Consider the following 23,596-nt stretch of genomic DNA (forward strand, 5'->3'; position numbering starts at 1 on the left):
GCGCGCGATCGCGCGGACGTGGCGGCGGTTCAGCGCCGCCTTGGCGCGCGGCCAGGCCAGCCAGGCCAGCGCGTTGAACCAGTCATGCCAGTTTCGCGCGCGGGTGGGGACTTCGCCGGTGGCGCCGATGTGCATTTCGTAATAGGCGCCCGGCTCCAGTTCGCAGACGAAGCGCAGGCCGGCCGGCAGCGGCGCGCCGGCGGCGCGAGCGCGGTCCAGCAGCGCATCGTAGCCGGCCTGGTCGGGCCAATCGGCTAAGGGAGGGACGAAGCGCCGCGCCGGGCGGTACAGCGGATGGGGCAGGTAATCGGTATGCCAGCGGTTCACGGTCAAGCGGAGATGAGCGGTTGAAGCCGGCATTCTAGCCCGAATGGGCGAGCGCCGCGCCGCTGACGCGGTTGCGGCCTTCGCGTTTGGCCTGGTACAGCTGCTTGTCGGCGCGGCCCAGCACTTCATCGATGTCGGTTTCATCGGCGCGGCGCTCGGCGACGCCGATGCTGACGGTGTAGCCCAGCGTGCCGGTGACGGTGGCCAGCCTGGCGGAGGAGGCGAGGCCGCGCAGGCGCTCCGCCACTTGGCGCGCGTCGTCGAGGCTGGTGTCCGGCAGCACCGCGGCGAATTCCTCGCCGCCCAGGCGGCCGCACAGGTCGCTGGCGCGCAGCACTTCGCGGCAGACCTGGGAGAAATGGCGTATCACTTCGTCGCCGATGGCGTGGCCGTAGTGGTCGTTGATGTCCTTGAAACGGTCCAGGTCCATCATCAGCACGCTCATCCGGCCGCCGTGGCGGCGGCTGCGCTCGATCTCGCGGTCGGCCAGTTCGATGAACTGGCGGCGGTTGTTCAACTCGGTCAGCCCGTCCTGGGTGGCCAGCCGGTACAGCTGCTTTTCGTGGCCGTCGCGCTGCAGCGCGATGGCGATGATGCGGGTGATACGCTGGGCCAGCGCTAGCTCTTCCTGGGACGGGCTGCGCGGCTCGCGGTAGTAGGTGGCCAGCGTGCCCAGCAGCTGGCGGTCGCTGGAGAAAATGGGCATGGACCAGCAGGCGCGCAGGCCGAATGGCTGCACCTTGTGCAGCGCGTGCGCCCATAGCGGGCTGTTCAGGATGTCGTCGACGACGATGGTGCGCTTCCAGTGGGCGGCGGTGCCGCAGGAGCCGACGCTGGGGCCGACCATCACGCGCTCGGATAGCTTGCGGTAGGCCGGCGGCAGGCTGAGGCCGGCGGCGAAGCGCAGCGACTGGCCGTCCTCTTCCAGCAGCAGCACGGCGCACATCGCGCCGGGCTGCTGCGACTCCATCATCTGGCAGATCTGTTCAAGGGTTTGCGGCAGCGGGTGGTTGCCGGCGATCATTTCCAGCACCTCGTTTTCCTTGGCCAGCAGCCGCTCGCCCTGGCGGGTGGCGGTGACGTCGCGATCCACCGACAGGATGGACTTGAGCATGCCGGCCTTGTCGAACTCGGGGAACAGGCGGATCTCGAAGATGTGGCGCTGCTGGCCATGCTGCAGTTCCAACTCGAAGCGGCGCGCTTCCCAGTTGTTGATCAGCAGCTGGCATTCCTGCTCGAAGCGGGCGCTGGCCTCGTCCGACCAGCCCTTCTGGCGCGGCGTCTTGCCCAGGTGCTCTTCCAGCGGCAGCTCGGAGAAGCGGCTGACGCTGCGGTTGATGAACAGGCAACGCAGTTCCAGATCGTAGCGGGCGATGATGTCCTCGGCGTTTTCCACCAGGGTGCGGAACTGCTGCTCGCGCTGCTGCATCGCGGCTTCGTCGTGCTTGCGCGCGGTGATCACGCGGCAGATCGCCGTCAGCTGCTGCACCTTGCCATGGCGCCAGGTGGGCTGCAAATTCATTTCCAGCCATTCCCAATGGCCGCTGTGGTGGCGGATCCGCATTTCGTAGCCGGTTTCCGGCGTGCCCGGCGGGTGCTGAAGCAGATTGGAGAACAGCTGGCGGTCTTCGGGATGCAGCAGCATCAGCCAGCGCGCGCAGTTCATGCCGCGGGTATGGGCGGGCAGCCCCAGCAGCCGTTGCAGGGTGTGGACGCTGCCGCGCACGTACTGCTGCGCCAGATCGAATTCCAGCAACCCCAGGCAGGCATCCTGCAGGGTGGCGCGAGCCTTGCGCCGCTGATTCCGGCCGTACAGCCACAGCGCGCCGCAGCACAGCGCGGCCAGCCAGCCGGTTTGACCCAGCAGCAGCGCGCGCTGGTCGGTCGCCAGCGCGGATAGCAGCAGCGGCAGGCACAGCAGGGCGGAAATGGCCGATTGGCGGACAAAGGTACGGGGAATCAAACTGCGCTCCACGGCGACGGCGGCGAATCGAAACGGGAATTTTGACATCAGCGAACCCTCGGCCCCCGTATGAGTCGGCTTTGCCGCGGTTTAGCGTCGTATTTATGCAACAAATACAGTATGCTTGGACGATATTGGCGCGCCTGGCGCGCGGCGCGCGGACAAGGCGGCAATCGCCCCCTGGCATGGAGTGTGGCATGGAGTTTTTCCCGATATTTCTCAAGCTGCGGCAGCAGCGCTGCCTGGTGGTGGGCGGCGGAGAGGTGGCTTTGCGTAAGACCCGGCTGCTGTTGGCGGCCGGCGCTTCGTTGCGGGTGGTCGCGCCGGAGCTGGCGCCCGAGCTGGCCGATTTGGCCGAAAGCGGCGAGCTGGAGCATGTCTCCGGGCGCTACTCGCCTGCGTTGCTGGACGGCTTGCGGCTGGTGGTGGCCGCCACCGACGACGCCGAGGTCAACCGCGCCGTGGCGGCCGACGCTGAGGCGCGAGGCATCCTGGTGAACGTGGTGGACGACGCCGAAGCGTCGCGTTACATCAGCCCGGCCATCATCGACCGCTCGCCGCTGATGGTGGCGGTGGCCAGCGGCGGCAGCGTGCCGGTGCTGGCGCGCTCCATCCGCGCGCGGCTGGAAAGCCTGATCCCGGCGGGTTACGGCCGGCTGGCGCGTTTCGGCGCCTCGTTCCGCGACGCGGTCAAGGCGCGCTTCCCTGATGTCGATGCCCGCCGCCGCTTCTGGGAAACGGTGCTGGAAGGACCGCTGGCCGACGCGGTGATGAACGGCGACGAGGCGGCGGCGCGGGCCGAAATGGAAGCGCGCATCGCCGCCGGCGGCGCGGATCGCGCCGGCGCGGTCTATCTGGTGGGCGCCGGCCCCGGCAACCCCGACCTGCTGACCTTCCGTGCGCTGCGGCTGATGCAGCAGGCCGACGTGGTGCTGTACGACAAGCTGGTGGCGCCGGAGCTGCTGGAGCTGGTGCGGCGTGACGCCGAGCGGATCTATGTCGGAAAGGCGCGCGCCAACCACGCGCTGCCGCAGGACGACATCAACCAGCTGCTGGTGGAATTGGCGCGGCAGGGCAAACGGGTGCTCAGGCTCAAGGGCGGCGATCCGTTCACCTTCGGCCGCGGCGGCGAGGAGATCGCCACGCTGGCCGAGAGCGGCGTCGCTTTCGAGGTGGTGCCCGGCATCACTTCCGCCAGCGGCGCGGCCGCCTATGCAGGCATCCCGCTGACCCACCGCGATTACGCGCAGTCTGTGACCTTCGTCACCGGCCACAAGCAGGATGGCACCATCGACCTGGACTGGCAGGCGCTGACCCGCCCGCAACAGACGGTGGTGGTGTACATGGGGGTGTCCACCGCGGCCGAGCTGTGCCAGGCCTTCGTCGACAACGGCCGCGGGGCGGCCACGCCGGCGGCGGCGGTCGAGTGGGCCACCACCGAGCGCCAGCGCACGGTGTGCGGCACTTTGGCCACGCTGCCCGGTCTGATGGCCTCGCACGGCATCGCGTCGCCGGCGCTGATCATCGTCGGAGAAGTGGTGGAATTGGCGGACAAGCTGGCCTGGTACCGCCGCAGCGAGAATTCAGCTGTTACAATTCAGGAAGATTGATTTCGCGGATGCGCGGCGCGCCGGTTGGTCCGGCATCGCCGCGCGGTTCAAATCAAACGGCCGGACTGGTTTCGGCCCACCAAATCGAAGACTCGGGCATGGTAGGTGTTCTGATAATTGCACATGGGGACCTGGGACGTAGCCTGGCAGACTGCGCCAAGCACATCCTGGGCCGAGAGCCAGATAATCTGGCGGTAATGGCTGTTGACAAGACCGAAGACCCGGAACGCAAGCTGGCTGAGGCGCAGGGCCTGGTGGACGGGCTGGACGGCGGCGATGGCGTGGTGGTGCTGACCGACATGTACGGCGGCACCCCGTCCAATATCGCCAGCCGGCTGATCCGGCCGGGCCGCGTCGAGGCGGTGGCCGGCGCCAGCCTGCCGATGGTGGTGCGAGCGCTGTGCTACAGCAGCCAGCCGCTGGAAATCGTCGTCAGCAAGGCGATCACCGGTGGCCTGGAAGGCGTGCTTTATATAATCCCGGGGGAAGGTAATGCTGCGATCTGAAGTCGAAATCATCAACAAGCTGGGCTTGCACGCGCGCGCCTCAAGCAAGTTCACTCAGCTGGCCAGCCGTTACAAGAGCGATATTTTCATTTCCCGCAACAATCGCCGCGTCAACGGCAAGAGCATCATGGGCGTGATGATGCTGGCGGCGGCCAAGGGCGCCACGATCGAGCTGGAAATCAGCGGCGATGACGAACAACAGGCGCTGGAGGCGCTGATCGCGCTGATCAACAACCGCTTCGACGAAGCGGAGTGAGACGCGAAGGGATGGGAGGCCGGATTTCCCCGGCTTTCAGGGAGCCCGCTTGAGGCTGCTGATCGGCATGCGCGGGCCGTCCGGGACGTGGACGGCGGGCGGTGATCGGACAGGCCTCCGGGCGGAGACAGCGGCAGGCACAGCAAAATAACACCCGCCTGCCAGGGAGGGGGAAATGAGCATCATCCTGCACGGGGTGGCCATTGGCGGCGGCATCGCCATCGGACGGGCCCATCTGATTTCGCGCAGCATGGACGATGTCGCGCACTATCTGCTGGAAGACGATGAGATTCCCGCGGAAAAGACGCGTTTCGACGAAGCGGTGAAGGCTACGCGCAAGGAACTGGAGATGCTGTGGGGCAGCATCCCGGAGAACGCGCCGGCGGAGCTGGGTGCCTTCCTGTCGCTGCACATCATGCTGCTGGGCGACGTCACCATCTCGCGCGAGCCGCGCGAGATCATCGAGAAGCAGCATTGCAACGCCGAATGGGCGCTGAAGCTGCAATGCGATCATCTGGTCGAGCAGTTCGACGCGATTGAGGAAGACTACCTGCGCGAGCGCAAGAACGACGTGCTGCAGGTGATCGAACGCATTTTCAAGAATCTGGACGGCGACGCGCCGCAGCTGCCGGCGCCGGAAGACCTAGTCGACGACCACATCCTGGTCGCGCACGACCTGTCTCCGGCCGATATGGTCTATTTCAAAGACTCCAACTTCGCAGCCTTCGTTACCGATGTCGGCGGCGCCACCTCGCATACCGCCATTCTCGGCCGCAGCCTGGATTTGCCGTCGGTGATCGCGCTGCATCACGCGCGGGAGCTGATCCGCGAGGATGAGATGATCATCGTCGACGGCGAGCAGGGTGTGGTGATCATCAACCCGGACGCGCTGGTGCTGACCGAGTACCGCCGCCGCCAGCGGGCCTGGCGCGGCGCGCGGCGCAAGCTGTCGTCGATCCGCAAGTCCAACGCGGTGACCCGCGACGGCGCGGTGATCGAGCTGCTGGCCAATATCGAGCGGCCGCAGGATGTGGAAGAAGTGCGCGAGTCCGGCGTGGTGGGCATCGGCCTGTTCCGCAGCGAATTCCTGTTTCTGGGGCGCGACACGCTGCCTACCGAGGACGAGCAATTCGAGGCCTATCGCCACGTGGCGACGGCGATGAAGGGCATGCCGGTGACCATCCGCACCATGGACCTGGGCGCCGACAAGAGTCCCAAGTGGCTGAATCACTGCCAGGCGGAGAATCCGGCCCTGGGATTGACCGGCATCCGGCTGTGCCTGGCCGAGCCCTTGATGTTCCGCGCCCAGTTGCGCGCGCTGCTGCGCGCCTCGGTGCATGGCAAGATCCGCGTGCTGTTTCCGATGCTGAACTCGCTGCCGGAGCTCAAGCAGGCGCTGGTCCAGTTCGCGTACGCGAAAGAGGAGCTGCGCGACGAGGGCATCGCCTACGCCGACGACGTCGGAGTGGGCGCGATGATAGAAATCCCGTCGGCGGCGCTGGTGGCCGGCAGCCTGGCCAAGCACGTCGATTTCCTGTCCATCGGCACCAACGACCTGATCCAGTATACGCTGGCCATCGACCGCAACGACGATACCGTCAGCCATTTGTACGATCCCATCCATCCGGCGGTGCTGAAGCTGATCCTGCATACCATCAAGACCGGCATCAAGGCCAACCTGCCGGTGTCGGTGTGCGGCGAGATGGCGGGCGATGCGCGCCTGACGCGGCTGCTGCTGGGCATGGGCCTGCGCAAGTTCTCGATGCACCCGGCCAATCTGTTGTCGGTCAAGCAGCGGGTGCTGACCAGCCATCTGGACGAGATCGCGCCGATCGCGACGCGCATGCTTAGATCAGAAGACCCTGATAAAATAGCCGATTTGTTACAACTGCTGAATGCAGAGCCGGGTGACTAACCCGGCTTTTTTAATCATGCGGTTAGCGGTTTTCGATGCCGGACTGAGCGCGCCTGATGCCGCCTGGTCCGATTGCGGCCAATCTGGCTGCCGGTCCGTCCCGGCCGTCTTGTTCGGAGAGCCGGTTGTCAGACTCTCTGCTGCGAGCAGGAGCATCGTGTCTATCATTTTTGTTTAGGGCTGTCGTCGTATCCATGATTCGTCTAGCGATCGTTCGCCAAAAATACAATCCGGCCGGAGGGGCCGAGCGTTTCGTCAGCCGCGCGCTGAATGCCTTGCGCGAGCACGGCGAGCTCGACTTGCATCTGATCGCCCGCCGCTGGGAGAAACTAGAGGGCGTGACCGCGCATCCGGCTTCCCCCTTCTACCTCGGCAATGTCTGGCGCGACTGGGGTTTTGCCCGAGCCGCAAAGCGTATTTGGCTGAGGGAGCGTTTCGATCTCGTGCAGTCGCATGAGCGGATTCCTGGCTGCGATGTCTATCGCGCCGGCGATGGCGTGCATCGACAGTGGCTGAAGCTGCGGGCGCGCCGGATGTCTTGGCTGCGTAGGCTGTCACTCTCGCTCAATCCTTATCACCGCTATATTTGCCGCGCTGAGTCCGAGATGTTTCTTCATCCACGGCTGAAGCTGGTGATTTGCAATTCCATGATGGTCAAGCGAGAGATCATCGACTATTTCGGCTTGCCTGAAAGCCGTATTGCGGTGATATACAACGGAGTCGACCTGAACGCATTCAACCCGAGTCTCCGTCAGGCGCACCGTCAAGCGATGCGGCAGGAGTGGGGGATTGCGGAGTCTGCGCCTTTGCTGCTGTATGTCGGGTCCGGGTTCGATCGAAAGGGCGTCGCGCGCGCGTTGCGCGCGGCGGCGGAACAGCCCGAGGCGCATTTAATGATAGTGGGTGGAGACAAGCGCATCGAACGCTACCGCAGCTTGGCGCGTCGATTGGGAATGGAGTCACGGGTCCGGTTCTCCGGGCCGAGACAGGACGTCAAGCCGTTCTATGGCATGGCGGATGGCTTTATTCTGCCCACGTTGTACGATCCCTTCCCCAACGTCTGTATCGAGGCGTTGGCCAGCGGCCTGCCTATTCTCACCACCAAGCAGTGCGGCGGCGCCGAGCTGGTCCGGCAGGGGGAGAATGGTTGGGTTTGCGACGCGCTGGATGAGTCTGCGTTGTCGAGCCAGATCGGCGAATGGTTGAGCCTGCGTTCCCGTTGGGCGGATTTGTCGGAGGCCGCGCGCCGCTCGGCGGAGCCGCTGAGCATGGAGGTGATGGGCGCTCGTCTGTTGTCCTGCTATCGCGAGGTGCTGGGGGCGGAAGGCTTGGATATGGACCGCTCTGATTGCGGCGTTGCGGGAGAGGAAGATTTGCGATGAAGAAGATCCTGATCGTATCCGATATTTTGTCGGGTTTCGGCGGAACGGAGGCCGCGATCGCGCGGACGGCGCGCCTGCTGGAGCGCGAGTGTGGAGCCGAGACGGAGGTTTTCCTTCACGGCCGATCCGGTAGCGGCAATTTCGATTGGCTGCAGGATACGAAGCATACGATATGGGCGACAGCTGCGCGCAATCACAAACTACAGCAACTATTGGCCGCCTGGGCGCTGGCGCGTCGAATCCGCCAGACGCGGCCAGACATGGTGCTTGCCGTCACGCCGGTTTCGTGTCGGATCGCGCGTTGGGGAGTGAGCTGGTCGCGTTTGCGTCTGCCACTCGTGTCCTGGATGCACACCTGCGTGGGCTATAAAAAGCAGTATTTGTTGCTGGCGGACAGCCACCTAGCGATCAGCACGGATATCGCTGAACAGTTTCAAGCGTTGGGCGCTGACGCTTGCGATGTTCACATGGTTTTTAATCCAGTCAGTGCGAGCAACATGACGATTCCGCGCCCAGAGCGCGGAGCGGAACTCGTGTACGTGGGTAGAGTCAATTTCCGCTACCAGAAGAATTTGCAGGAGTTGCTGGATGGGTGCGCCAAGCTTGAGGGCGACTGGCGCTTGCATGTAGTGGGGGATGGCCAGGACGCAGAGGTGTGCAAGCAGTATGCGGAGCGTCTAGGCATCGCGCCGCGCGTAATCTGGCATGGTTGGCAAAAGGATCCATGGCGCTATGTCCATGATGAGATCGGACGCGCATCTTGCATGGTGTTGTGTTCGATGGAGGAGCCATTTGGCCTAGTGTTGGTGGAGGCTTTGGCCCGAGGCGTTTTTTGCGTGTCGGCCCGCTGCGTGGGTGGCCCTAGAGATATCCTGAGCGACGGCGATAACGGCATGCTGTATTCACCAAATGACGTGGCTGCGCTGACGGCGTGCCTGCAAAGGATTGTAGATGGAATGGATTTGCCCACGGCTCAGTATCTGAAAAGCTCTGTTAGTCGTTTTCACGATGACAAGTTTGTGCGGAATTTTTATGAAAAGCTGATGATGGCAGAGCAAAGCTATCATCGGGTCGAGGCTAAATAGCCTCAGGGTGGATATATGAAGATATTAGTAACTGGCGCGGCAGGCTTTATTGGCCGCGCAGTATGCGAGGCGTTGTTGCGCCGTTCTGGAGTCACAGTCTTCGGCATTGATAATCTGAATGATTATTACGCGGTTGAGCTCAAAAATGCGAGGCTGGCGACTTTGCAGGGGGTGCCGGGTTTTCATTTCCATAAGTTGGATGTTGCCGACTGGGTGGGAATGGAGACGTTGTTTGCGCAGGAAAGATTCGATTACGTAATCCATCTTGCGGCACAGGCCGGAGTTCGTTACTCCTTGCAGAACCCACATGCTTACGCCGAAAGCAATTTGATGGGCTTTACCAATGTATTGGAAGCTTGTCGCCGATACCCTGTCAAGCATCTGGTTTTTGCCGGTTCTTCGAGCATTTACGGTAGCCGGACAGAAGTGCCATTCTCCGAGGATCAGCGAGTTGATCTGCCAGTTAGCTTCTATGCGGCCACTAAGCGTGCGAATGAATTGATGGCAGCTAGCTACTCGCATCTTTATGGTTTGCCAACGACCAGTCTGCGTTTCTTTACTGTATATGGGCCGTGGGGGCGTCCTGATATGGCTCCATGGCTGTTTGCTGATGCTATCTTGAATGGGCGTCCAATCAAAGTCTTCAATCATGGAAAAATGCAGCGAGACTTTACGTATATTGATGATATCGTTGAAGGAGTTGTGCGGGTAATGGAGCATGTGCCATCTGGCGAGTTACCTCATGCTATCTTCAATATTGGCAATCACCAGCCGGTAGCATTGATGAGATTCATCGAAATTACGGAGCGAGCCTGTGGCAGAGAGGCGGTAAAAGAGTATTTGCCTATGCAAGATGGTGATGTGCCGATCACCTATGCTGATACGGCACGCTTGCGGGCCGCGGTGGGTTTTACTCCTTCGACTCCGTTAGAGTTGGGAATGCAGCGTTTTGTTGACTGGTTTCGCGCCTTTTACCAGCAGTAGTGGTATCTCATGTCCTGTTTAAGAGTGTATTTGTTTCCTTTTCCGCTTTTTGTTGCTTGTTGTTTGCTGATCTGGAGTCCCGCAATGGGGCGTACTCTATTCTATGAGTTGTCTGGCGCTTCATTGCTATTATTGCTTGTCGGATTATGGCGCGGCCATTTGCAATATGATAAAAAAATTTGGCTTTGGCTAGCTCCTTTGTTAGCGTATCTGGCGATCTTGCAGGCTTGGTTGTGGAGGTTCCCTTCACCAATTAGTATTGATTTGAATCCGGTGCATTTTCGCTATAGCTACCAGTTGAAGCTATGGTTATGCAGTTTGCCTATGTTGTTGTTGCCGGTGCTCTGGCCGGCGCCTAGAGGCTGGAAGTGGCCCCGGCCTTGGCTGTTGGCGGGACTATGGTGTGTTTCTATTGCGCTGTCGGTGGCTTTATTATGGGTGCGTATCCAAACCGATAGCGGGGTGCCGCGGGTGACCTTGAACGGTATCGTTGAAACCTTAATGGCGTTTCTGCTGGTGCCGTTCCATCTACTTCCCTTGCTGCTGACTTTGAGAGGGCGGTTACGCGGATGGCAATGGGGAGCATTATTGTGCATCGTGTTGTTACAGTTTGGATCCGTGGCTGTTACGGGGACGCGTGCAGCAATGATCGCTTATCCGCTTGCTGTAGCGGCTATCGCAGTCTGGCGCTACGGTTGGCGAGGTTTGTTGGGCGTGGGTGTCGCTTTGTCATTGGGGCTGACTTTAGCGGGTGGAGAAATTGTACGGAGAGCCGCTGATGCAAAAACCGATTTGCATCAATATGAGCAGGGCCAAATGAAGACTTCGCTTGGCATACGTTTTTCTTTGTGGAGTTTCGGATGGCAAGCTTTGCAAGAACGGCCAAGTGGGCAATCTCTTCAAGCTCGTGATGATCTGATGAAAGAGCTGGTGGTCGAAAAGCGAATTGATCCAGCTGCACTTGGAATGCGTACCGTGCATCTACACAATGATACGCTGGAGATTGGTTCAACGTTAGGCTGGCCAGGCGTAGTGGGGTGGTTTGCGCTGCTGCTCGGCTTCATTTTATATGCTTGGAGGCGTCGGGGAGCGTGGGTGCCGTTGATTGCTCTGAGTTTGGGTGGAATGTTTTATTTTGGCCTGGTTGATAGCATATTATTTAACTGGCAGGCGCATATGCAAATTTTGCTGCTCATCGTAATCAGCTTTTATTTGGCCCCATTGCTTGATAGTGATGGCTGGGCAGGTGAGGCAAGGTGAGTGGTGAAGATTTTTTAGTTTGATTTTTGCGGTCTGCTTGTTGGGTTGCAATATGCTGTTTGGCGTTTTGTAAATATTGCCTCTTGGCTTCTTGAGGAATAAGTTGCTCATATTTCTTTTTGACGATTAATGAGCCGCTAAGGACAGCATGTTGCAAACCCTCCATTGTGTTTGATCCAGATCTGCGGAGCTTATTTAAATGGCTTCTTTCTGTAGCGGCAATATGTTTGAAATAAAAACTGCCGCCAGGGGGTAACATGGACAATTGGGTGAGGTAATTGCGAATAGTGCTTGCCGAACAGATTTCGATGCTGGTATGTCTGTTCGGTCTTGTCGTAAATACTGTAAACGAATCCTAAACTTTTCCCGGCAATTAAATGGCGGTGAGGATAGCGGTCTCGGACTGATTGAATGGCTTTTGAGTAGGCGATGGGCCCAGTCAGCCGAAGTACACCTGGTTGTCCTGTCTTGTCAAAAATTGGATTGTAACGGTTGATCCTGCTTAAAACCTGCAATAGCACTTCTTTGATGAAAGGATGGCCAGGGCTGCAGGCGATGAACCATTGGATGTATTCACCACCTGGGATGTGTTTCAACTCCTTATGCAATCCCCAGCCAATGTGAGGGCTGCCTTCGCTGTGGTCCCATTGTGCGAGAAGATAGCTGTCGTCAGGCCGAATTAGAGTATTCAGTGGCTTGGAAATATTGCTTTTTATGTCGAGATAGACCCCGCCGAAGTGGTATAGGCACAGGTAGCGAAATAAGTCAGCCCTGGCGGCTCCATAGGCAGGATCTATTCGTTTCCAGGTGGCAAGCACCGCGGATCCGAAAATATCAAGAATCAGCTTTTCAATGTCATTTTTATCATAGAGTCGATGTTCCCAATCCGGATTTGTTTTTTTAATGCTGTTGATATTGTTTTGTAAATCCGGGGGGATGTCGCCGGGGGCGGCGTAAATCTGGTGTATGAGCTTGGGAATACCTTGGGTTGGTATTTCTTGAGATTGATGATGCTTGATCGCTTGTATTGCACGCGAAAACGACATGATGACTTTCCTAAACTTCCGAGCTGGAAAACTATATGTGAAGCATACTCAGTTACTGAATCAGTGATAAGTAACGGTCTACAACCGTTTGTAGCGCGAATGGAGCCAGTTGCTCGCTGGTGATGTCGGGTGGTGAATCCAATACCCGCCGAATGGCTGCTGCGAGCGAGGCTGAGTCGAGTGGGCTCAGCCCTGCAGCTTGTGCTCCGGTCAGAATCTCTGCCGGCCCTTCTGGGCAATCGGTGCTGATCGCCGGTGTGCCGCAAGCTAGGGCCTCGACCAGCACGTTGCCGAAACCTTCGTAATCAGAACTCAGCACCAATGCCCGAGCAGCACGCATATAAGTATAGGGGTTGTCGCTGAACCCGGCATAGACTACCCGGTCGGCGATGCCCAGCGTTTGCGCTTGGAGCTGTACGGCATTGATATCTGCAGCATCGCCTTGGCCCAGCAGAACGAGCTTGCCCATGTAGCCGCTGAGCAGGAAGGCTTCCAGCAAGCGGTCATGGCGTTTTTGCCGGTTGAAACGACCGACGTGCAAGAGAAAGTCCTGTCCATCCAGAGGACAAGCGGCCTGGGAGAGTTGTCGGATTTTTTCCAGATCGAAAGGGTTGTAGATGGCCGCCATCTGCGAAGGCTGAATGCCGCATTGGAGGACGTCGTTTTGCAGCGCTTGGCAGACTGTGATCAGTTTGCGGCCGCTGTAGGTGCGAATTAGCTGGCGTTGTTTCAACCAGCGCCGGAGCCCGCTCCTTTCCTGAAGTTGACCCGCTGTCAGCGCGCAGTGCAGGCAAAGCCATGCATCACGCAGCTTTGCGCTGGACGATACGATGCGATCCGTTTTCGGCAGGTTGGAGATGGCCAGGTCGATGCTGCGGTCCGCATAGTGTTTGCGCAGCGCGGCGTCGAGTTGGCGCGCGCGGCGAATGATTTCAGCTTGGCGGCGTAGCGGCCCCCGGTACTTGTCCTCCACCAACAGATAATGCACGCCGTCCGGAATGGTATAGTCGAGTTGGTGGGAGAGAGAGGCGATAGTTACATCGTGTCCGCGCCGGGCCATTTCTTCCGCAAGGGTCAATACGACTCGCTCGGCGCCGCCGCCGGGCAAACCATCGATGACGAATAATATCGTTTTCCGGCTCATAAACGGTCTTTTCGGGTAGTGGAAAGCAGCTCTTGGGCGGCTGCCAGCACCGGTTCGAGAGGAATATGAGTCAGGTATCTTTGTCCTGTTGAGGTATCGACAGTATCGGCGTCGATCAGTTCGCCATAGCTGGCCGCGTGGATCAGGCGATGGCGTGTCATCCAAGGATGCCATTCGTTGACTTTGCTGGGGCCGAATAGGGCGACCGTGTCTATGTCCAGGGCCGCGGCCATATGCATGGGGGCGGAATCTACGCCGATGAAGAGCCGTGATTCGCCAATGACTGCGGCTAGTTGATTCAGAGAGAGCTTGCCTGCGAGAGACCGGATGCGATCCGAGCGGGTTTGAGACAGGATGGATGTCGCCATCTGCATTTCAGCCGGGCTTGGCGCGGCGGTGATGACGACGCTCCATCCTCGTTCAGCGAGCGCCTCGGCCAGTTTGGCGAATCTATCGTCTTCCCAGCATTTGAAGAACCAGCGGGAGGATGGATGGATGACGATGAAATCTCCCGTGATGCCCACGTCGCGCAGCATTTTCCGAGCGGTTTGCCTGTCGGTGTCGTTGATCGGCATGACGCAGCGTTGCTCGTCGGCGGTCGGCGTGATGCCTAGCGGGGTGAGGGCAAGCAGGTTCTGGCTGACGGTGTGCAAGCTGTCGCTAGGGGCGATGGGCGCTAGCTCAGTGAAAAAGCGGCGCCAGGGGCTGTCGCGCCGCTTGGGGTAGTCGAAGCCGATGGCATGCCTGCTGGCCAGCAATTTGGCAAACAGCGCGCCTTGGGTCTGATCGCTCAGGTGTATCACGATTTGATAGCGGCGACGGCGCAGTGATGCCAGCAGGCGCAACTGGGTAGCCAGTTTGCGCCAACCGCGCAGTTTGCGGTCAATGCTCCAGATGAGGCTGAGGTCTGGATTGTCTTGCAATAAGGGTACGGTTTCCTGATATACCAGCATATCGATCTCGCATTCGGGATAGCGTGATTTCAATGTTCTGGCGACAGGAGTGGCTAGCAGGATATCGCCGTGATGGCGTAGCTTGATGAGCAGGATCCGGTTTGGGGCTTCAGTCTGGGGCATAGAGTTGATAAGAAAATGACAAATGTTTGCCCCGTGTCGAGTTGAGACTGGCGTGTCCGCGGGGAGGAGCGTTGCGATAACTGGCAGAAGTATGGAAAGCCTCTGCCGAGATGATTATATACGACATGAGCGGGTTCTTATCGATGCTTGCCGCTCAAGAGCATTGCTGCGATGATTGCGCCTCTCCATATGAACTGGCGAGATGTCCATATTGTTGATGCTGTCCGGCGGATCGCCCGCTGCGGCAAGACGCATGGCAGGTCCCGGCTTTTGCGGGTGCGTCCCGACCAATGTGAAATGGCGAGTAGATGAATGAGTTTGGTAAGGTGAGACACAATGCGTAATCTGTCCGATTTCGGCATGATGGAATGGTTGAGGCTGTTGCCGTGCCACGATGCGCTCAAGCAATGGCGCAACGATGCATGGCAGGCAGCTTACATCGCTAAGCGGGCGGAGGGACAAGAACGTTTGGTGTCTGAACTCAGGCAGCAGAAGGGCGCGCTGGGACTGGTCGTGGCGTTTGAACAGCCTTGGGCGCTGAATTGGCAACTGACCCTGGCGAGCCGGAATATCCCGGATACCACAATGGTGGTGTTCGACAATTCCCGGCGACCGGAAATGCGAAGACAGATCGCCCAGGTGTGCCTTGATAGGCAGGTGCCTTATCTGGCGCTGCCGCCAAATCCGACCCGTCACGTCAACCGCTCTCATGGATTTGCCATGAGCTGGATTTATCACAATGTCGTGAAGCCGGCGGCGCCATCCAGTTTCGCCTTCATTGACCACGATATGATCCCTGTTGCGCCTAATCGCTTGCTGTCGAATCTGGATGGGCAAGTTGTGTATGGCTTGCCGAATGACAGTCTTTGGGGATGGCACTTGTGGGCTGGGTACTGCGCATTCGATTTCGACTATGCGAGCCGACGGACGGTCAATTTCCTGTATGACTTTTCCAATGGGCTGGATACCGGGGGGCGCAATTGGCGTTCCTTGTATCGGGAGCTCGATGCTTCCGCTCTAAGAATGGCGAAGCATCGCATGCGCGAGATCATCGATCCAGTGAGCGGGCATCCCTTCACCATCCAGGTGATCGATGACTGCTGGTACCACATCGGCAGCATCAGCTATAACAATGGTTTTGAATCGCAGTTCGAGCTGTGCCAGCACCTTGAAGCCGAGTTGGCGGCTGGCCGGCCTTGGGCCGAGCTGTGTCCGCCCCAAGGTTGATGGGCATCCGCATGTCTGAATTCATATTATTCTCCGAGTCGTCGCCCAATGTGGGGGGGCAGGAATTTCAACTGATGCAGCAGATGGTCAAGCTGAGCGAGGCGGGTTATCGTCCTGTGTTGGCATGCCGTCCCGGCACGGCGGTGGCCGATGTCGCGAGCGACAAGGGTCTGGCTATCCTGCCCTTGCGTTTTCGAAACAGCGCGCACCTGCCTACCATCGTGGGTTTATGGCGATGGATGCGCCAACACCGGCCCAGGCTGGCTATCTGCCACAGCGGGCACGACAGCAACAATGTGGCTCTCGCTGCCAGAATGTTGCGGGATAGACCGTTTCTGCTGCGATCCCGCACTTACCAGGCCGGTTACCCGTCGACCTTGACTTACAACCACCTGATTGATGCGACGATGCTGCCTAGCGAATGCTTGCGGCAAACCCTGCTGGCGAATCCGGCCATCCGGCCGGACCGCTTGCACGTCGTGTACCCGGGCATCGACTTCGAGCGGTTGGATCAGTCAGCCGGGCAGAACTTGCCGCCGCGGATTGCCGATTGGCTCTCTAGCGGGACCGGCCCGGTGCTGGCGCATGCGGCGATGCTGCGCGGCGAGAAGGGACATCTGACTTTGCTCGGCGCGCTGGCCGAATTGAAAGACGCGTGGCCCGGCTTGCGTTATGTCATCGCCGGAGACGGCGGGGAGAGGGCGCGCATCGAAGCGGAGGTCTCTCGTTTGGGATTGCAGGATCGCGTTTTGCTGGCCGGCATCGTCAATCCGGTTGCGGCTTTGCTGGCCCGGGCCGACATCGTCGTCATGCCTTCCACTTATGAGCCGCTGGGCATGTCGCAGATTGAAGCCCTGGGGCTGGGCGTTCCCGTCATCGCCAGCGATACCGGCGGCATTCCTGAGACGGTTTCCGATGGCGCGACTGGCCTGCTGGCCGCGCCCGGCAGCGTATCCGACTGGGCTCGCGCGCTGGCGGAAGCTTTGGCCGATCTGCCCAGGATGCGCGAGATGGCGGACAAGGGGCGCGAGGATGTTCGCCAGCGTTTCTCGGTCGAACGCAATTTGGAAAGCATTCTTCAATTAGCAGGGTTGCCGCGTTTGCCGCGCTAATGACAGGGTTTTGAATGAAAGATTCGTTTAAGAATAGTTGGGCTATATACCGTCGGCTGCTCGGGTATTTGTTTGGCTACTGGAAAGTGCTGTTGCTATCGATACTATCGATGGCGGTGGCGGCGCTGACCGAGCCTGCCGTCGCCAAGCTGCTCAAGCCGCTGATCGATGGCGGCTTTGTCAATAAAGATCCCCAGGTGATCATGTGGGTGCCGCTGGCAATCATCGGCATCTATCTGATACGCGGCGTGGCCGGCTTCATCAACGAATACACCGCCAGTTGGCTGACCGGGCAGCTGGTGCAGGCTTTGCGGCAGCAGATGTTCGCCAAGCTGGTGCGCTTGCCGGCGCATTATTACGACGAGCACCAGTCCGGCAGGCTGATGTCGCGGATCACCAACGATGTCAATCAGGTGACCGAGGCGGGCTTCAACGTGATCACGGTCACCGTGCGCGACGGCTTGACCGCGTTGGGCATGCTGGGCCTGATGCTGATGACCGACTGGCAGCTGACGCTGATTTGCCTGGTGGTGATGCCGGGCGTTACCTATTGCATGCGGCTGGTGGGCAAGCGTCTGCGCGGATTGGCGCGGCAGAATCAGCAGCATATGGCGCAGATGACCCAGGTGTTGGCGGAGAGCATTCAGTGCCAGCGCGCGATCAAGGTATATGGCGGCCAAGAGCGCGAGATGGCGCGGTTCGACGATACGGCGACGTCGGTGCGGCGCAACCAGGTCAAGCAAAGCGCGGCCAGCTCGGCCAATACCGGCGTCACTCAGTTGATGATCGCGTGCGCGTTGGCGGCGATCTTGTACTTTGCCGGCCTGCGCGCCCAGCATGGCGCGCTGACCGCCGGCGACTTCATGGTGTTCCTGACGGCGATGCTCGGTCTGTTCGCGCCGGTGAAGCGCATCTCCAGCGTATCGCAGGCGATGCAGCGCGGCTTGGCGGCGGCGGAGTCGGTATTCTCCTTCATTGACGAGCCTGGAGAGGCCGACAGCGGCGATCACGCCCTGCCCGCGCCCAGCGGGCAGCTGTGTTTTGACGGAGTTAGCTTCGCCTATCCCAATGTGGACAATCCCGCGTTGTCTGGCATCGATTTGACGATACAACCAGGCGAGACCGTGGCGCTGGTGGGGTCCTCCGGCAGCGGCAAGACTACGCTGGCCAGCTTGGTGCCGCGTTTCTACGAGCCGTCGGCGGGACGGCTGCTGCTGGACGGCGTGACGCTGTCCGACATTCCGTTGAGCCAGTTGCGGGAGCATATCGCGATGGTCAGCCAGCAGGTGGAGCTGTTCAACGATACCGTGGCGGCTAATATCGCTTACGGTCGGGAGGATGCGTCGCGCGAAGCGATCATCGATGCTGCCCGCGCGGCCAATGCGCTGGAGTTCATCGAGGCCTTGCCAGAGGGGCTGGATACCATCATCGGAGAAAACGGTTCCCGTTTGTCGGGCGGTCAGCGGCAGCGGCTGGCGATTGCGCGCGCGCTGTTAAAGAACGCGCCGCTGCTGATCCTGGACGAAGCGACGTCGGCGCTGGACACCCAGTCCGAGCGCTTGGTGCAGGCTGCGCTGGAAAACCTGATGAAGAACCGCACTACCATCGTGATCGCGCACCGGCTGTCCACCATCGAGAACGCCGACCGCATCGTGGTGATGCACCAGGGGAAGGTGGTCGAGCAGGGGCGCCATCAGGCATTGTTGGGGCAGGGTGGCTTGTATGCCAGATTGCACAGTTTGCAGTTCAGCGAGCCGAAGGCGGACTGAGCCGCGTCGCTCCTGGCGAAAACAACAAGGCTGCCCGTGGGCAGCCTTGTTTCATTGGTCATTGAGCCTGAGCGCTCAGTAACTCAACGTTTGGAGAACAATGGCTCCTGCGGCGCTAGCTCGCGGCCGTTTTCCCGTATCGTGTGCCAGACCGGCTGGCCTTGCACTTGAGGGTGGACGTCGCGCGCGAGCGACACATAGGCCTTGCTGTCGCGGGCGTTGGAGTATGCGCGCAGCAGGGCGACTTTGGCGTGGAGATTGTCGGGATCGTCTTTCAGGGAATCCTTCAGGACCCGGACGGCTTCGCGGGTGCGGCCGTAAGCCAGGAAAACTTCGGCCTCTCCGACAGGGTCGATGCCGCGTTGAACGGGCTTGATGTAACGTAGATGGCGCCAGAACTGGCGCAGCGAATAATAGACGAGCATCAGGGCCAGACTGCTGGCCAGTGCCGTAAAGACATCCATTCTATTTCTCCCCCCTCGTGTGAAACAACATCTTATGTAGTCTGTTGATTATTCTGACGAGGCGGGCGACTTGGCAATTCGTATAAATCCGTAGCCAGGCCGCCCGGGCAGCCGGGATCAGCTGTTTTCGCGCAGAATCCGGTCCAGCAAGGCAGTGTCCAGCCCCGACTCTATCACGGCTTGGCCCAGCGAGCGCAGCAGCACGAAGCGCACGGTGCCGGCCTCGACCTTCTTATCGTGGCTCATCAGGCTCAGCCATTGCTCGGTCGGCATGGAGGGCGCCTTGACTGGCAGGCCGGCGGCGGCGATCAGCCGGCGCACGCGCTCTACGTCGTCCCGGCTGATCCAGCCGAGCTCGGCGGAGGCTGCGGCGGCCAAGATCATGCCGACGGCTACCGCCTCGCCGTGCAGCCACGCGCCATAGCCCAGTCCAGCCTCGATGGCGTGGCCGAAGGTATGGCCCAGATTCAAGAGCGCGCGCACGCCGTTTTCCTTTTCATCCTCGGAAACGATGGCAGCCTTCATTTCGCAGCTGCGTTTCACCGCGTATTGCAGCGCTTCGCCGTCGCGCGCGCGCAGTTTGGCCATATTGGCTTCCAGCCAGGCGAGGAAGCCGGCGTCGCCGAGCAGACCGTACTTGATCACTTCGGCCAGGCCCGCGGACAGCTCGCGGTCCGGCAGAGTGGCCAGCAGATCCATGTCGGCGATGACGGCCTTCGGCTGGTAGAAGGCGCCGATCATGTTCTTGCCCTGCGGGTGGTTGATCGCGGTTTTGCCGCCGACCGAGGAGTCCACCTGCGCGAGCAGGGTGGTGGGAATCTGGATGAAGGGCGCGCCGCGCTGGTAGCAGGCGGCGGCGAAGCCGGTCATGTCGCCTATCACGCCGCCGCCCAGCGCGATCAGCGTGGTCTTGCGCTCGGCGTTGCTCGATAGCAGCGCGTCGAAGATCAGATTCAGCGTCTGCCAGTCCTTGTGCCGTTCGCCGTCGGACAACACTACGCTGGAGCAGGCCACGCTGCGGGCCTCCAGCGCCTGCTGCAACCGGGACAGGTAGAGCGGCGCGACGGTGGCGTTGCTGACGATGGCTGCCTTGGGCAGCGGCAGGTGGGGCAGCAGCAGATCGACCTGTTCCAGGAGTCCGTGGCCAATGTGTATCGGGTATCGGGTATCGGGCAGGATCAGGTCGAGTGTGATCACTAGTCGGTTTCCTTGGGATGGTGCGGTGAGGCCAATAGCTGGTCGAACAGGCGGGCGACCAGCAGATTGACGTTCTGCTGGGTGGTGTCGATGATGATGTCGGCGATCTCGCGGTACAGCGGATCGCGCTCGTTGAACAGGCTTTCCAGCTTGGCGCGCGGATCGGCGATTTGCAGCAGGGGGCGGTTCTTGTCGTGCTGGGTACGGGCGAGAAGGTCGTCTATCGCGGCGCGCAGGTAGATCACGGTGCCGTGGCTGGCCAGAACCTTGCGGTTCTCCTCGCGCATCACGGCGCCGCCGCCGGTGGCGAGCACGATGTCGCGCTGCTGGGCCAGGTCGCGTATCACGCAGGCTTCGCGATTGCGGAAGCGCAGTTCGCCTTCGATGTCGAAGATGGTGGCCACGCGCACGCCGGTGCGCGCTTCGATCTCCTGGTCGGAGTCGTAGAACGTCTTGCCGGTGCGGCGCGCCAGCGCTCTGCCCACCGTGGTCTTGCCTGCGCCCATCAGACCGACAAGAAAAAAGTTGCCTGCCAATTTCTCCATGGCAGCCATTGTAGCCGAACGTTAACGACTCTGTCTTGGCTGCTTGCCGCAGCTAATCTGTCAATGAAGCGCGGCTGCGCCAGAGCCTGGCCAGTCAGTATCAGCGCGATGCGGCGACTAGATCGTTGATCACTTTTGGTGTGATGAAAATAAGCAGCTCGCTGCGCTTGTCTATCTTTTGCGAGCTGCGGAACAGCGCCCCCAGCAGGGGAATGTCGCCGAGGAAGGGCACCTTGTTGACCACGTTGTCCAACTGCTGTTGATAGATGCCGCCCAGCACCACGGTGCCGCCGTTGTCCACCAGCACCTGGGTGGTGATTTTCTCGGTCGACAGCGACGGCGTGCCGTTCACCGTCTGCTGAAAATTGGCCGAATCCTTGTTGACGGTGATGTCCATCATCACATGGTTGTCGGGGGTGATTTGCGGCTTGACCTTGAGGCTGAGGACGGCTTTCTTGAACGATACCGACGTGGCGCCGCTGGAGCTGGCTTCCTGATAAGGGATTTCCGTGCCTTGCTCGATGGTGGCTTCTTGGCGGTCGGCGGTCATCACCCGCGGGCTGGATATGATGCGGCCCTTGTCTTCGGCCTGCATCGCTTGTAGTTCCAGGCCCAGGATCACTGAGTGGCCGACGTTGTACAGCGCGGACAGCGTGCCGGACGGATTGGCGATCGGCAGGTTGACGCCGGCGGGCGTGGTCTGGATCACATAAGGCTGGCCGGTGTTTAGGTTGGTGACGTTGTTGACGTTGGTGCCCAGCGGATTGCCGGAGATGATGCCCTTGGGGTCGGCGCGGTCATAGGTGAGCTTGATGCCCAGATCGCGCTCCCAGTTGTCGGTAGCCTCGACGATGCGGGCCTCGATCAGTACCTGCTTCACCGGAATGTCGGTTTTGGCGATCACATCGCGGATCTTGTCGATCGCGGTGCCGATGTCGTTGACGATCAGGGTGTTGGTCTTGGGATCGATCAGCACGCTGCCGCGTTCCGACAGCAGGCTTTCCTTCTTGCCGGAGTTGTTGTCGCCATCCAGTACTTTCTTGAAATCCTCGGCCGAACGGTAACGCAACACGAAGGTTTCCGAGCGCAGCGGCTCCAGCGTGGCCAGCTGTTGTCGAGCCTCCTGCACTTGCTTGTCGCGCGCCAAGAGTTCATCCCGCGGCGCGATCTGGATGATGTTGCCGTTGCGGCGCTGATCCAGCCCCTTGCTTTGCAGAATCAGGTCCAGCGCCTGGTCCCAGGGCACGTCTTTCAACCGGAGAGTGATGTTGCCGGTGACCGAGTCGCTGGTGACGACGTTGAGGCCGGTGAATTCGGCTATCACTTGCAGCACGGTGCGGATTTCGATGTTCTGGAAGTTGAGCGACAGCTTGTCGCCCTTGTACAGCGGTTTGCCGGCTTCGCCGCCGCCAACCATCGCTAGCGCGGGGCGCCGCACCTCGACCACCAGTTTGCCGTCGGTTTGGTACGACGAATATTCCCAGTCGCCCTGCGGCATTACGGTGACGCGGATGTTGCGGCCCAGGTTGGCGGCGTCCACCTTGGCCACTGGGGTGCCGAAGTCAGTGACGTCGATGCGGCGCACCAACTGGGGCGGGAGCGAGGCGCTGGCGATGTCGACCACCAAATTGGCGCCGTCTCGGCGGATGTCCACCGGCGTGTTGGCGCTGGGCAGCGTCAGCTCCACCCGACCCTCGCCGTTGCGGCCGCGGCGGAAGTCCAGGCCCGCAGCGCCGCCCGCGGCGCTTTGCGCCTGTATGTCGGCGCGGACGGACGGCGCGATTTCCTGAGGCGTGGAGGATGCCTGCTCGGAAGCGGTGGAGCCATCCAGCGTCAGCAGCAGGCGGTTGCCGCTGATCTCGCTGCGGTAGCTGGCGTTGCGGGCCAGGTTGAGGACCAGCCGCGAGCGGCCGCTGGCCTCTACCGCGACGGCAGAACGCAGCAGCGGGCTGTCGACGCTGAGCGAGGGTTTGGACATCTTGACGCCGGTGTTGGCGAAGTCCAGAGCGATGCGGGGCGGATTGGACAGGGAGAAGCTGTTGGGCTTGACCGCCGGGCCGTCGAAGGTGATCTGCAGCGTCTGCCGGTTGCCGTCCACCTTGCCCGCGTCCAGCGCGGTGATGGACGGCGCGGCGACGGCCAATCCCCCGGCCAGGCACAAGGCCAGGCCTGTCCACAATGCGATGCCGAGTCTTTTCATTTGTTCTGCCCTTGTTCTGCAAGATGCAGGCTGCTGCTGCGCTGCACCCACTCTCCATTCAGGTCTTCGACGGTTTCGGCAAGCTGCACTTCCGCATCGCTGATCGAGGTGACCTTGCCAAAGTTCAGCCCCAGGTAATTACCCGGTTGCACCCTGTAGACCGACCCTTCCGGCGTGCGGATCAGCGCGTAGATGGCGGCGCTTTTGCGTATCGTGCCCACCATTTCCAGTTTGTCCAGATCGTAATTCTCCAAGGCCTCTCTTGGGCGGCTCAGATCCGGCGCATTGGCGGAATTCTGGCGCTTGCCCGCTTGCAGCTTTTGCGGGTTGAACGGATCGGTCAGGTCGTAGGCCTGATAGTTGAACGGCTTATAGGCCTGAACTTGTGGCAGGGGATCGATCTGGCCGCGCAGGCCCAGGCTGCTGTTGGCCATCCATTGCCGTAAGTCGTCGTTGCCGTTATCGCCGCCGTCGCCGCAGGCGTTCAGCAATAGGAGGAGCAGGCAGATCGCTATTCTTCTCATCGTC

General features: G+C 60.6%; 22 protein-coding genes. 11 read left to right on the forward strand and 11 right to left on the reverse strand.

All coding sequences use genetic code 11. From position 1 onward, the window contains the following. Together LQR33_RS19275 and LQR33_RS19280 are read right to left on the reverse strand one after the other, a co-directional pair. The coding region (locus tag LQR33_RS19275) for a DUF3025 domain-containing protein (protein WP_231470130.1) at positions 1-327 on the reverse strand (327 nt) is incomplete at its 3' end. Between the two features lie 34 nt (positions 328-361). Beyond that, positions 362-2,338: a sensor domain-containing diguanylate cyclase gene (locus tag LQR33_RS19280; protein ID WP_231470131.1), complete on the reverse strand. Its 1,977-nt coding sequence runs from the start codon at positions 2,336-2,338 to the stop codon at positions 362-364. 149 nt (positions 2,339-2,487) lie between these two features. Here LQR33_RS19280 and cysG point away from each other — a divergent pair, with 149 nt between their 5' ends. The 8 genes from cysG to LQR33_RS19320 all read left to right on the forward strand — a co-directional run bounded on the left by cysG (position 2,488) and on the right by LQR33_RS19320 (position 11,288). After that, positions 2,488-3,900, forward strand: coding sequence for a siroheme synthase CysG (gene cysG / locus LQR33_RS19285; protein WP_221663952.1), 1,413 nt, complete (start codon positions 2,488-2,490; stop codon positions 3,898-3,900). 98 nt (positions 3,901-3,998) lie between these two features. Further along, a complete protein-coding gene (locus tag LQR33_RS19290; protein WP_031296747.1) occupies positions 3,999-4,406 on the forward strand; it encodes a PTS sugar transporter subunit IIA in 408 nt (135 codons plus the stop codon). Further along, a complete protein-coding gene (locus LQR33_RS19295) occupies positions 4,393-4,662 on the forward strand; it encodes an HPr family phosphocarrier protein (RefSeq protein ID WP_221663951.1) in 270 nt (89 codons plus the stop codon). The genes LQR33_RS19290 and LQR33_RS19295 overlap by 14 nt, the downstream gene beginning before the upstream one ends. Before the next feature lie 175 nt (positions 4,663-4,837). Continuing rightward, positions 4,838-6,577, forward strand: coding sequence for a phosphoenolpyruvate--protein phosphotransferase (ptsP, locus tag LQR33_RS19300; protein WP_231470132.1), 1,740 nt, complete (start codon positions 4,838-4,840; stop codon positions 6,575-6,577). Positions 6,578-6,771: 194 nt separating this feature from the next. Next, a complete protein-coding gene (locus tag LQR33_RS19305) occupies positions 6,772-7,959 on the forward strand; it encodes a glycosyltransferase family 4 protein (protein WP_221663949.1) in 1,188 nt (395 codons plus the stop codon). Further along, positions 7,956-9,044, forward strand: a complete 1,089-nt coding sequence (locus tag LQR33_RS19310) for a glycosyltransferase (RefSeq protein ID WP_221663948.1) — start codon at positions 7,956-7,958, stop codon at positions 9,042-9,044. The genes LQR33_RS19305 and LQR33_RS19310 overlap by 4 nt, the downstream gene beginning before the upstream one ends. 15 nt (positions 9,045-9,059) lie before the next feature. Continuing rightward, positions 9,060-10,028, forward strand: coding sequence for an NAD-dependent epimerase (locus tag LQR33_RS19315; protein WP_166439393.1), 969 nt, complete (start codon positions 9,060-9,062; stop codon positions 10,026-10,028). Positions 10,029-10,058: 30 nt separating this feature from the next. Continuing rightward, positions 10,059-11,288, forward strand: coding sequence for an O-antigen ligase family protein (locus LQR33_RS19320; protein WP_231470134.1), 1,230 nt, complete (start codon positions 10,059-10,061; stop codon positions 11,286-11,288). On the opposite strand, the gene LQR33_RS19325 is transcribed toward LQR33_RS19320, so the two are convergent. Genes LQR33_RS19325 through rfaQ form a run of 4 tightly spaced genes read right to left on the reverse strand, consistent with a single transcriptional unit; the run spans position 11,230 to position 14,554 of the window. Beyond that, on the reverse strand, positions 11,230-11,454 hold the full coding sequence (locus LQR33_RS19325) for a hypothetical protein (RefSeq protein WP_221667602.1): 225 nt from the start codon (positions 11,452-11,454) through the stop codon (positions 11,230-11,232). The genes LQR33_RS19320 and LQR33_RS19325 overlap by 59 nt on opposite strands. Positions 11,455-11,479: 25 nt before the next feature. Further along, positions 11,480-12,334: a glycosyltransferase family 32 protein gene (locus LQR33_RS19330; RefSeq protein ID WP_166439390.1), complete on the reverse strand. Its 855-nt coding sequence runs from the start codon at positions 12,332-12,334 to the stop codon at positions 11,480-11,482. Between the two features lie 52 nt (positions 12,335-12,386). After that, positions 12,387-13,478, reverse strand: a complete 1,092-nt coding sequence (locus LQR33_RS19335) for a glycosyltransferase (RefSeq protein WP_221663937.1) — start codon at positions 13,476-13,478, stop codon at positions 12,387-12,389. Next, positions 13,475-14,554 carry a putative lipopolysaccharide heptosyltransferase III gene (gene rfaQ / locus LQR33_RS19340; protein ID WP_231470135.1) on the reverse strand — a complete coding sequence of 360 codons (1,080 nt, stop codon included), beginning with the start codon at positions 14,552-14,554 and terminating at the stop codon, positions 13,475-13,477. Before rfaQ ends, LQR33_RS19335 begins: the two co-directional genes overlap by 4 nt. Positions 14,555-14,890: 336 nt before the next feature. On the opposite strand from rfaQ, the gene LQR33_RS19345 reads away from it, so the two are divergent. The 3 genes from LQR33_RS19345 to msbA are packed head-to-tail and all read left to right on the forward strand — an operon-like array spanning position 14,891 to position 18,662. Continuing rightward, positions 14,891-15,781 carry a hypothetical protein gene (locus tag LQR33_RS19345; protein WP_166439387.1) on the forward strand — a complete coding sequence of 297 codons (891 nt, stop codon included), beginning with the start codon at positions 14,891-14,893 and terminating at the stop codon, positions 15,779-15,781. Between the two features lie 11 nt (positions 15,782-15,792). Beyond that, a complete protein-coding gene (locus LQR33_RS19350) occupies positions 15,793-16,893 on the forward strand; it encodes a glycosyltransferase family 4 protein (protein WP_269212192.1) in 1,101 nt (366 codons plus the stop codon). A 14-nt stretch (positions 16,894-16,907) separates the two neighbouring features. Then, positions 16,908-18,662, forward strand: coding sequence for a lipid A export permease/ATP-binding protein MsbA (gene msbA / locus LQR33_RS19355; RefSeq protein ID WP_166439385.1), 1,755 nt, complete (start codon positions 16,908-16,910; stop codon positions 18,660-18,662). Between the two features lie 83 nt (positions 18,663-18,745). Here msbA and LQR33_RS19360 read toward each other — a convergent pair whose 3' ends face one another. From LQR33_RS19360 to LQR33_RS19380, 5 genes are all read right to left on the reverse strand, one after another. Continuing rightward, the gene (locus LQR33_RS19360) at positions 18,746-19,126 is read right to left on the reverse strand and encodes a type IV pilus assembly protein FimV (protein WP_021478274.1); all 381 of its coding nucleotides are present in this window, start codon (positions 19,124-19,126) and stop codon (positions 18,746-18,748) included. Positions 19,127-19,243: 117 nt separating this feature from the next. Next, positions 19,244-20,323, reverse strand: coding sequence for a 3-dehydroquinate synthase (gene aroB, locus LQR33_RS19365; RefSeq protein WP_231470136.1), 1,080 nt, complete (start codon positions 20,321-20,323; stop codon positions 19,244-19,246). Further along, positions 20,323-20,877 (reverse strand): shikimate kinase AroK, encoded by a 555-nt coding sequence (gene aroK, locus LQR33_RS19370; RefSeq protein ID WP_166439383.1) that lies wholly within the window; start codon positions 20,875-20,877, stop codon positions 20,323-20,325. The genes aroB and aroK overlap by 1 nt, the downstream gene beginning before the upstream one ends. A gap of 91 nt (positions 20,878-20,968) precedes the next feature. After that, positions 20,969-23,068 (reverse strand): type IV pilus secretin PilQ, encoded by a 2,100-nt coding sequence (pilQ, locus tag LQR33_RS19375; RefSeq protein ID WP_231176955.1) that lies wholly within the window; start codon positions 23,066-23,068, stop codon positions 20,969-20,971. Beyond that, entirely contained in the window at positions 23,065-23,592 is a 528-nt protein-coding gene (locus tag LQR33_RS19380; RefSeq protein WP_166439381.1) for a pilus assembly protein PilP, read from the reverse strand. The genes pilQ and LQR33_RS19380 overlap by 4 nt, the downstream gene beginning before the upstream one ends. Positions 23,593-23,596: the final 4 nt, after the last annotated feature.

Source organism: Chromobacterium piscinae (genome assembly GCF_021129175.1).
Taxonomy (GTDB): Bacteria; Pseudomonadota; Gammaproteobacteria; order Burkholderiales; family Chromobacteriaceae; genus Chromobacterium; species Chromobacterium piscinae.

Bases quoted from the DNA above. Each gene is read 5' to 3' on its own strand.
- aroK (WP_166439383.1), bottom strand. From the start codon at position 20,877: ATGGCTGCCATGGAGAAATTGGCAGGCAACTTTTTTCTTGTCGGTCTG.
- LQR33_RS19305 (WP_221663949.1), top strand. From the start codon at position 6,772: ATGATTCGTCTAGCGATCGTTCGCCAAAAATACAATCCGGCCGGAGGG.
- ptsP (WP_231470132.1), top strand. From the start codon at position 4,838: ATGAGCATCATCCTGCACGGGGTGGCCATTGGCGGCGGCATCGCCATC.
- cysG (WP_221663952.1), top strand. From the start codon at position 2,488: ATGGAGTTTTTCCCGATATTTCTCAAGCTGCGGCAGCAGCGCTGCCTG.
- msbA (WP_166439385.1), top strand. From the start codon at position 16,908: ATGAAAGATTCGTTTAAGAATAGTTGGGCTATATACCGTCGGCTGCTC.
- LQR33_RS19315 (WP_166439393.1), top strand. From the start codon at position 9,060: ATGAAGATATTAGTAACTGGCGCGGCAGGCTTTATTGGCCGCGCAGTA.
- LQR33_RS19335 (WP_221663937.1), bottom strand. From the start codon at position 13,478: ATGAGCCGGAAAACGATATTATTCGTCATCGATGGTTTGCCCGGCGGC.
- LQR33_RS19310 (WP_221663948.1), top strand. From the start codon at position 7,956: ATGAAGAAGATCCTGATCGTATCCGATATTTTGTCGGGTTTCGGCGGA.
- LQR33_RS19325 (WP_221667602.1), bottom strand. From the start codon at position 11,454: ATGGAGGGTTTGCAACATGCTGTCCTTAGCGGCTCATTAATCGTCAAA.
- LQR33_RS19280 (WP_231470131.1), bottom strand. From the start codon at position 2,338: ATGTCAAAATTCCCGTTTCGATTCGCCGCCGTCGCCGTGGAGCGCAGT.
- LQR33_RS19380 (WP_166439381.1), bottom strand. From the start codon at position 23,592: ATGAGAAGAATAGCGATCTGCCTGCTCCTCCTATTGCTGAACGCCTGC.
- LQR33_RS19290 (WP_031296747.1), top strand. From the start codon at position 3,999: ATGGTAGGTGTTCTGATAATTGCACATGGGGACCTGGGACGTAGCCTG.
- rfaQ (WP_231470135.1), bottom strand. From the start codon at position 14,554: ATGCCCCAGACTGAAGCCCCAAACCGGATCCTGCTCATCAAGCTACGC.
- LQR33_RS19345 (WP_166439387.1), top strand. From the start codon at position 14,891: ATGCGTAATCTGTCCGATTTCGGCATGATGGAATGGTTGAGGCTGTTG.
- LQR33_RS19295 (WP_221663951.1), top strand. From the start codon at position 4,393: ATGCTGCGATCTGAAGTCGAAATCATCAACAAGCTGGGCTTGCACGCG.
- LQR33_RS19330 (WP_166439390.1), bottom strand. From the start codon at position 12,334: ATGTCGTTTTCGCGTGCAATACAAGCGATCAAGCATCATCAATCTCAA.
- LQR33_RS19350 (WP_269212192.1), top strand. From the start codon at position 15,793: ATGTCTGAATTCATATTATTCTCCGAGTCGTCGCCCAATGTGGGGGGG.
- pilQ (WP_231176955.1), bottom strand. From the start codon at position 23,068: ATGAAAAGACTCGGCATCGCATTGTGGACAGGCCTGGCCTTGTGCCTG.
- LQR33_RS19360 (WP_021478274.1), bottom strand. From the start codon at position 19,126: ATGGATGTCTTTACGGCACTGGCCAGCAGTCTGGCCCTGATGCTCGTC.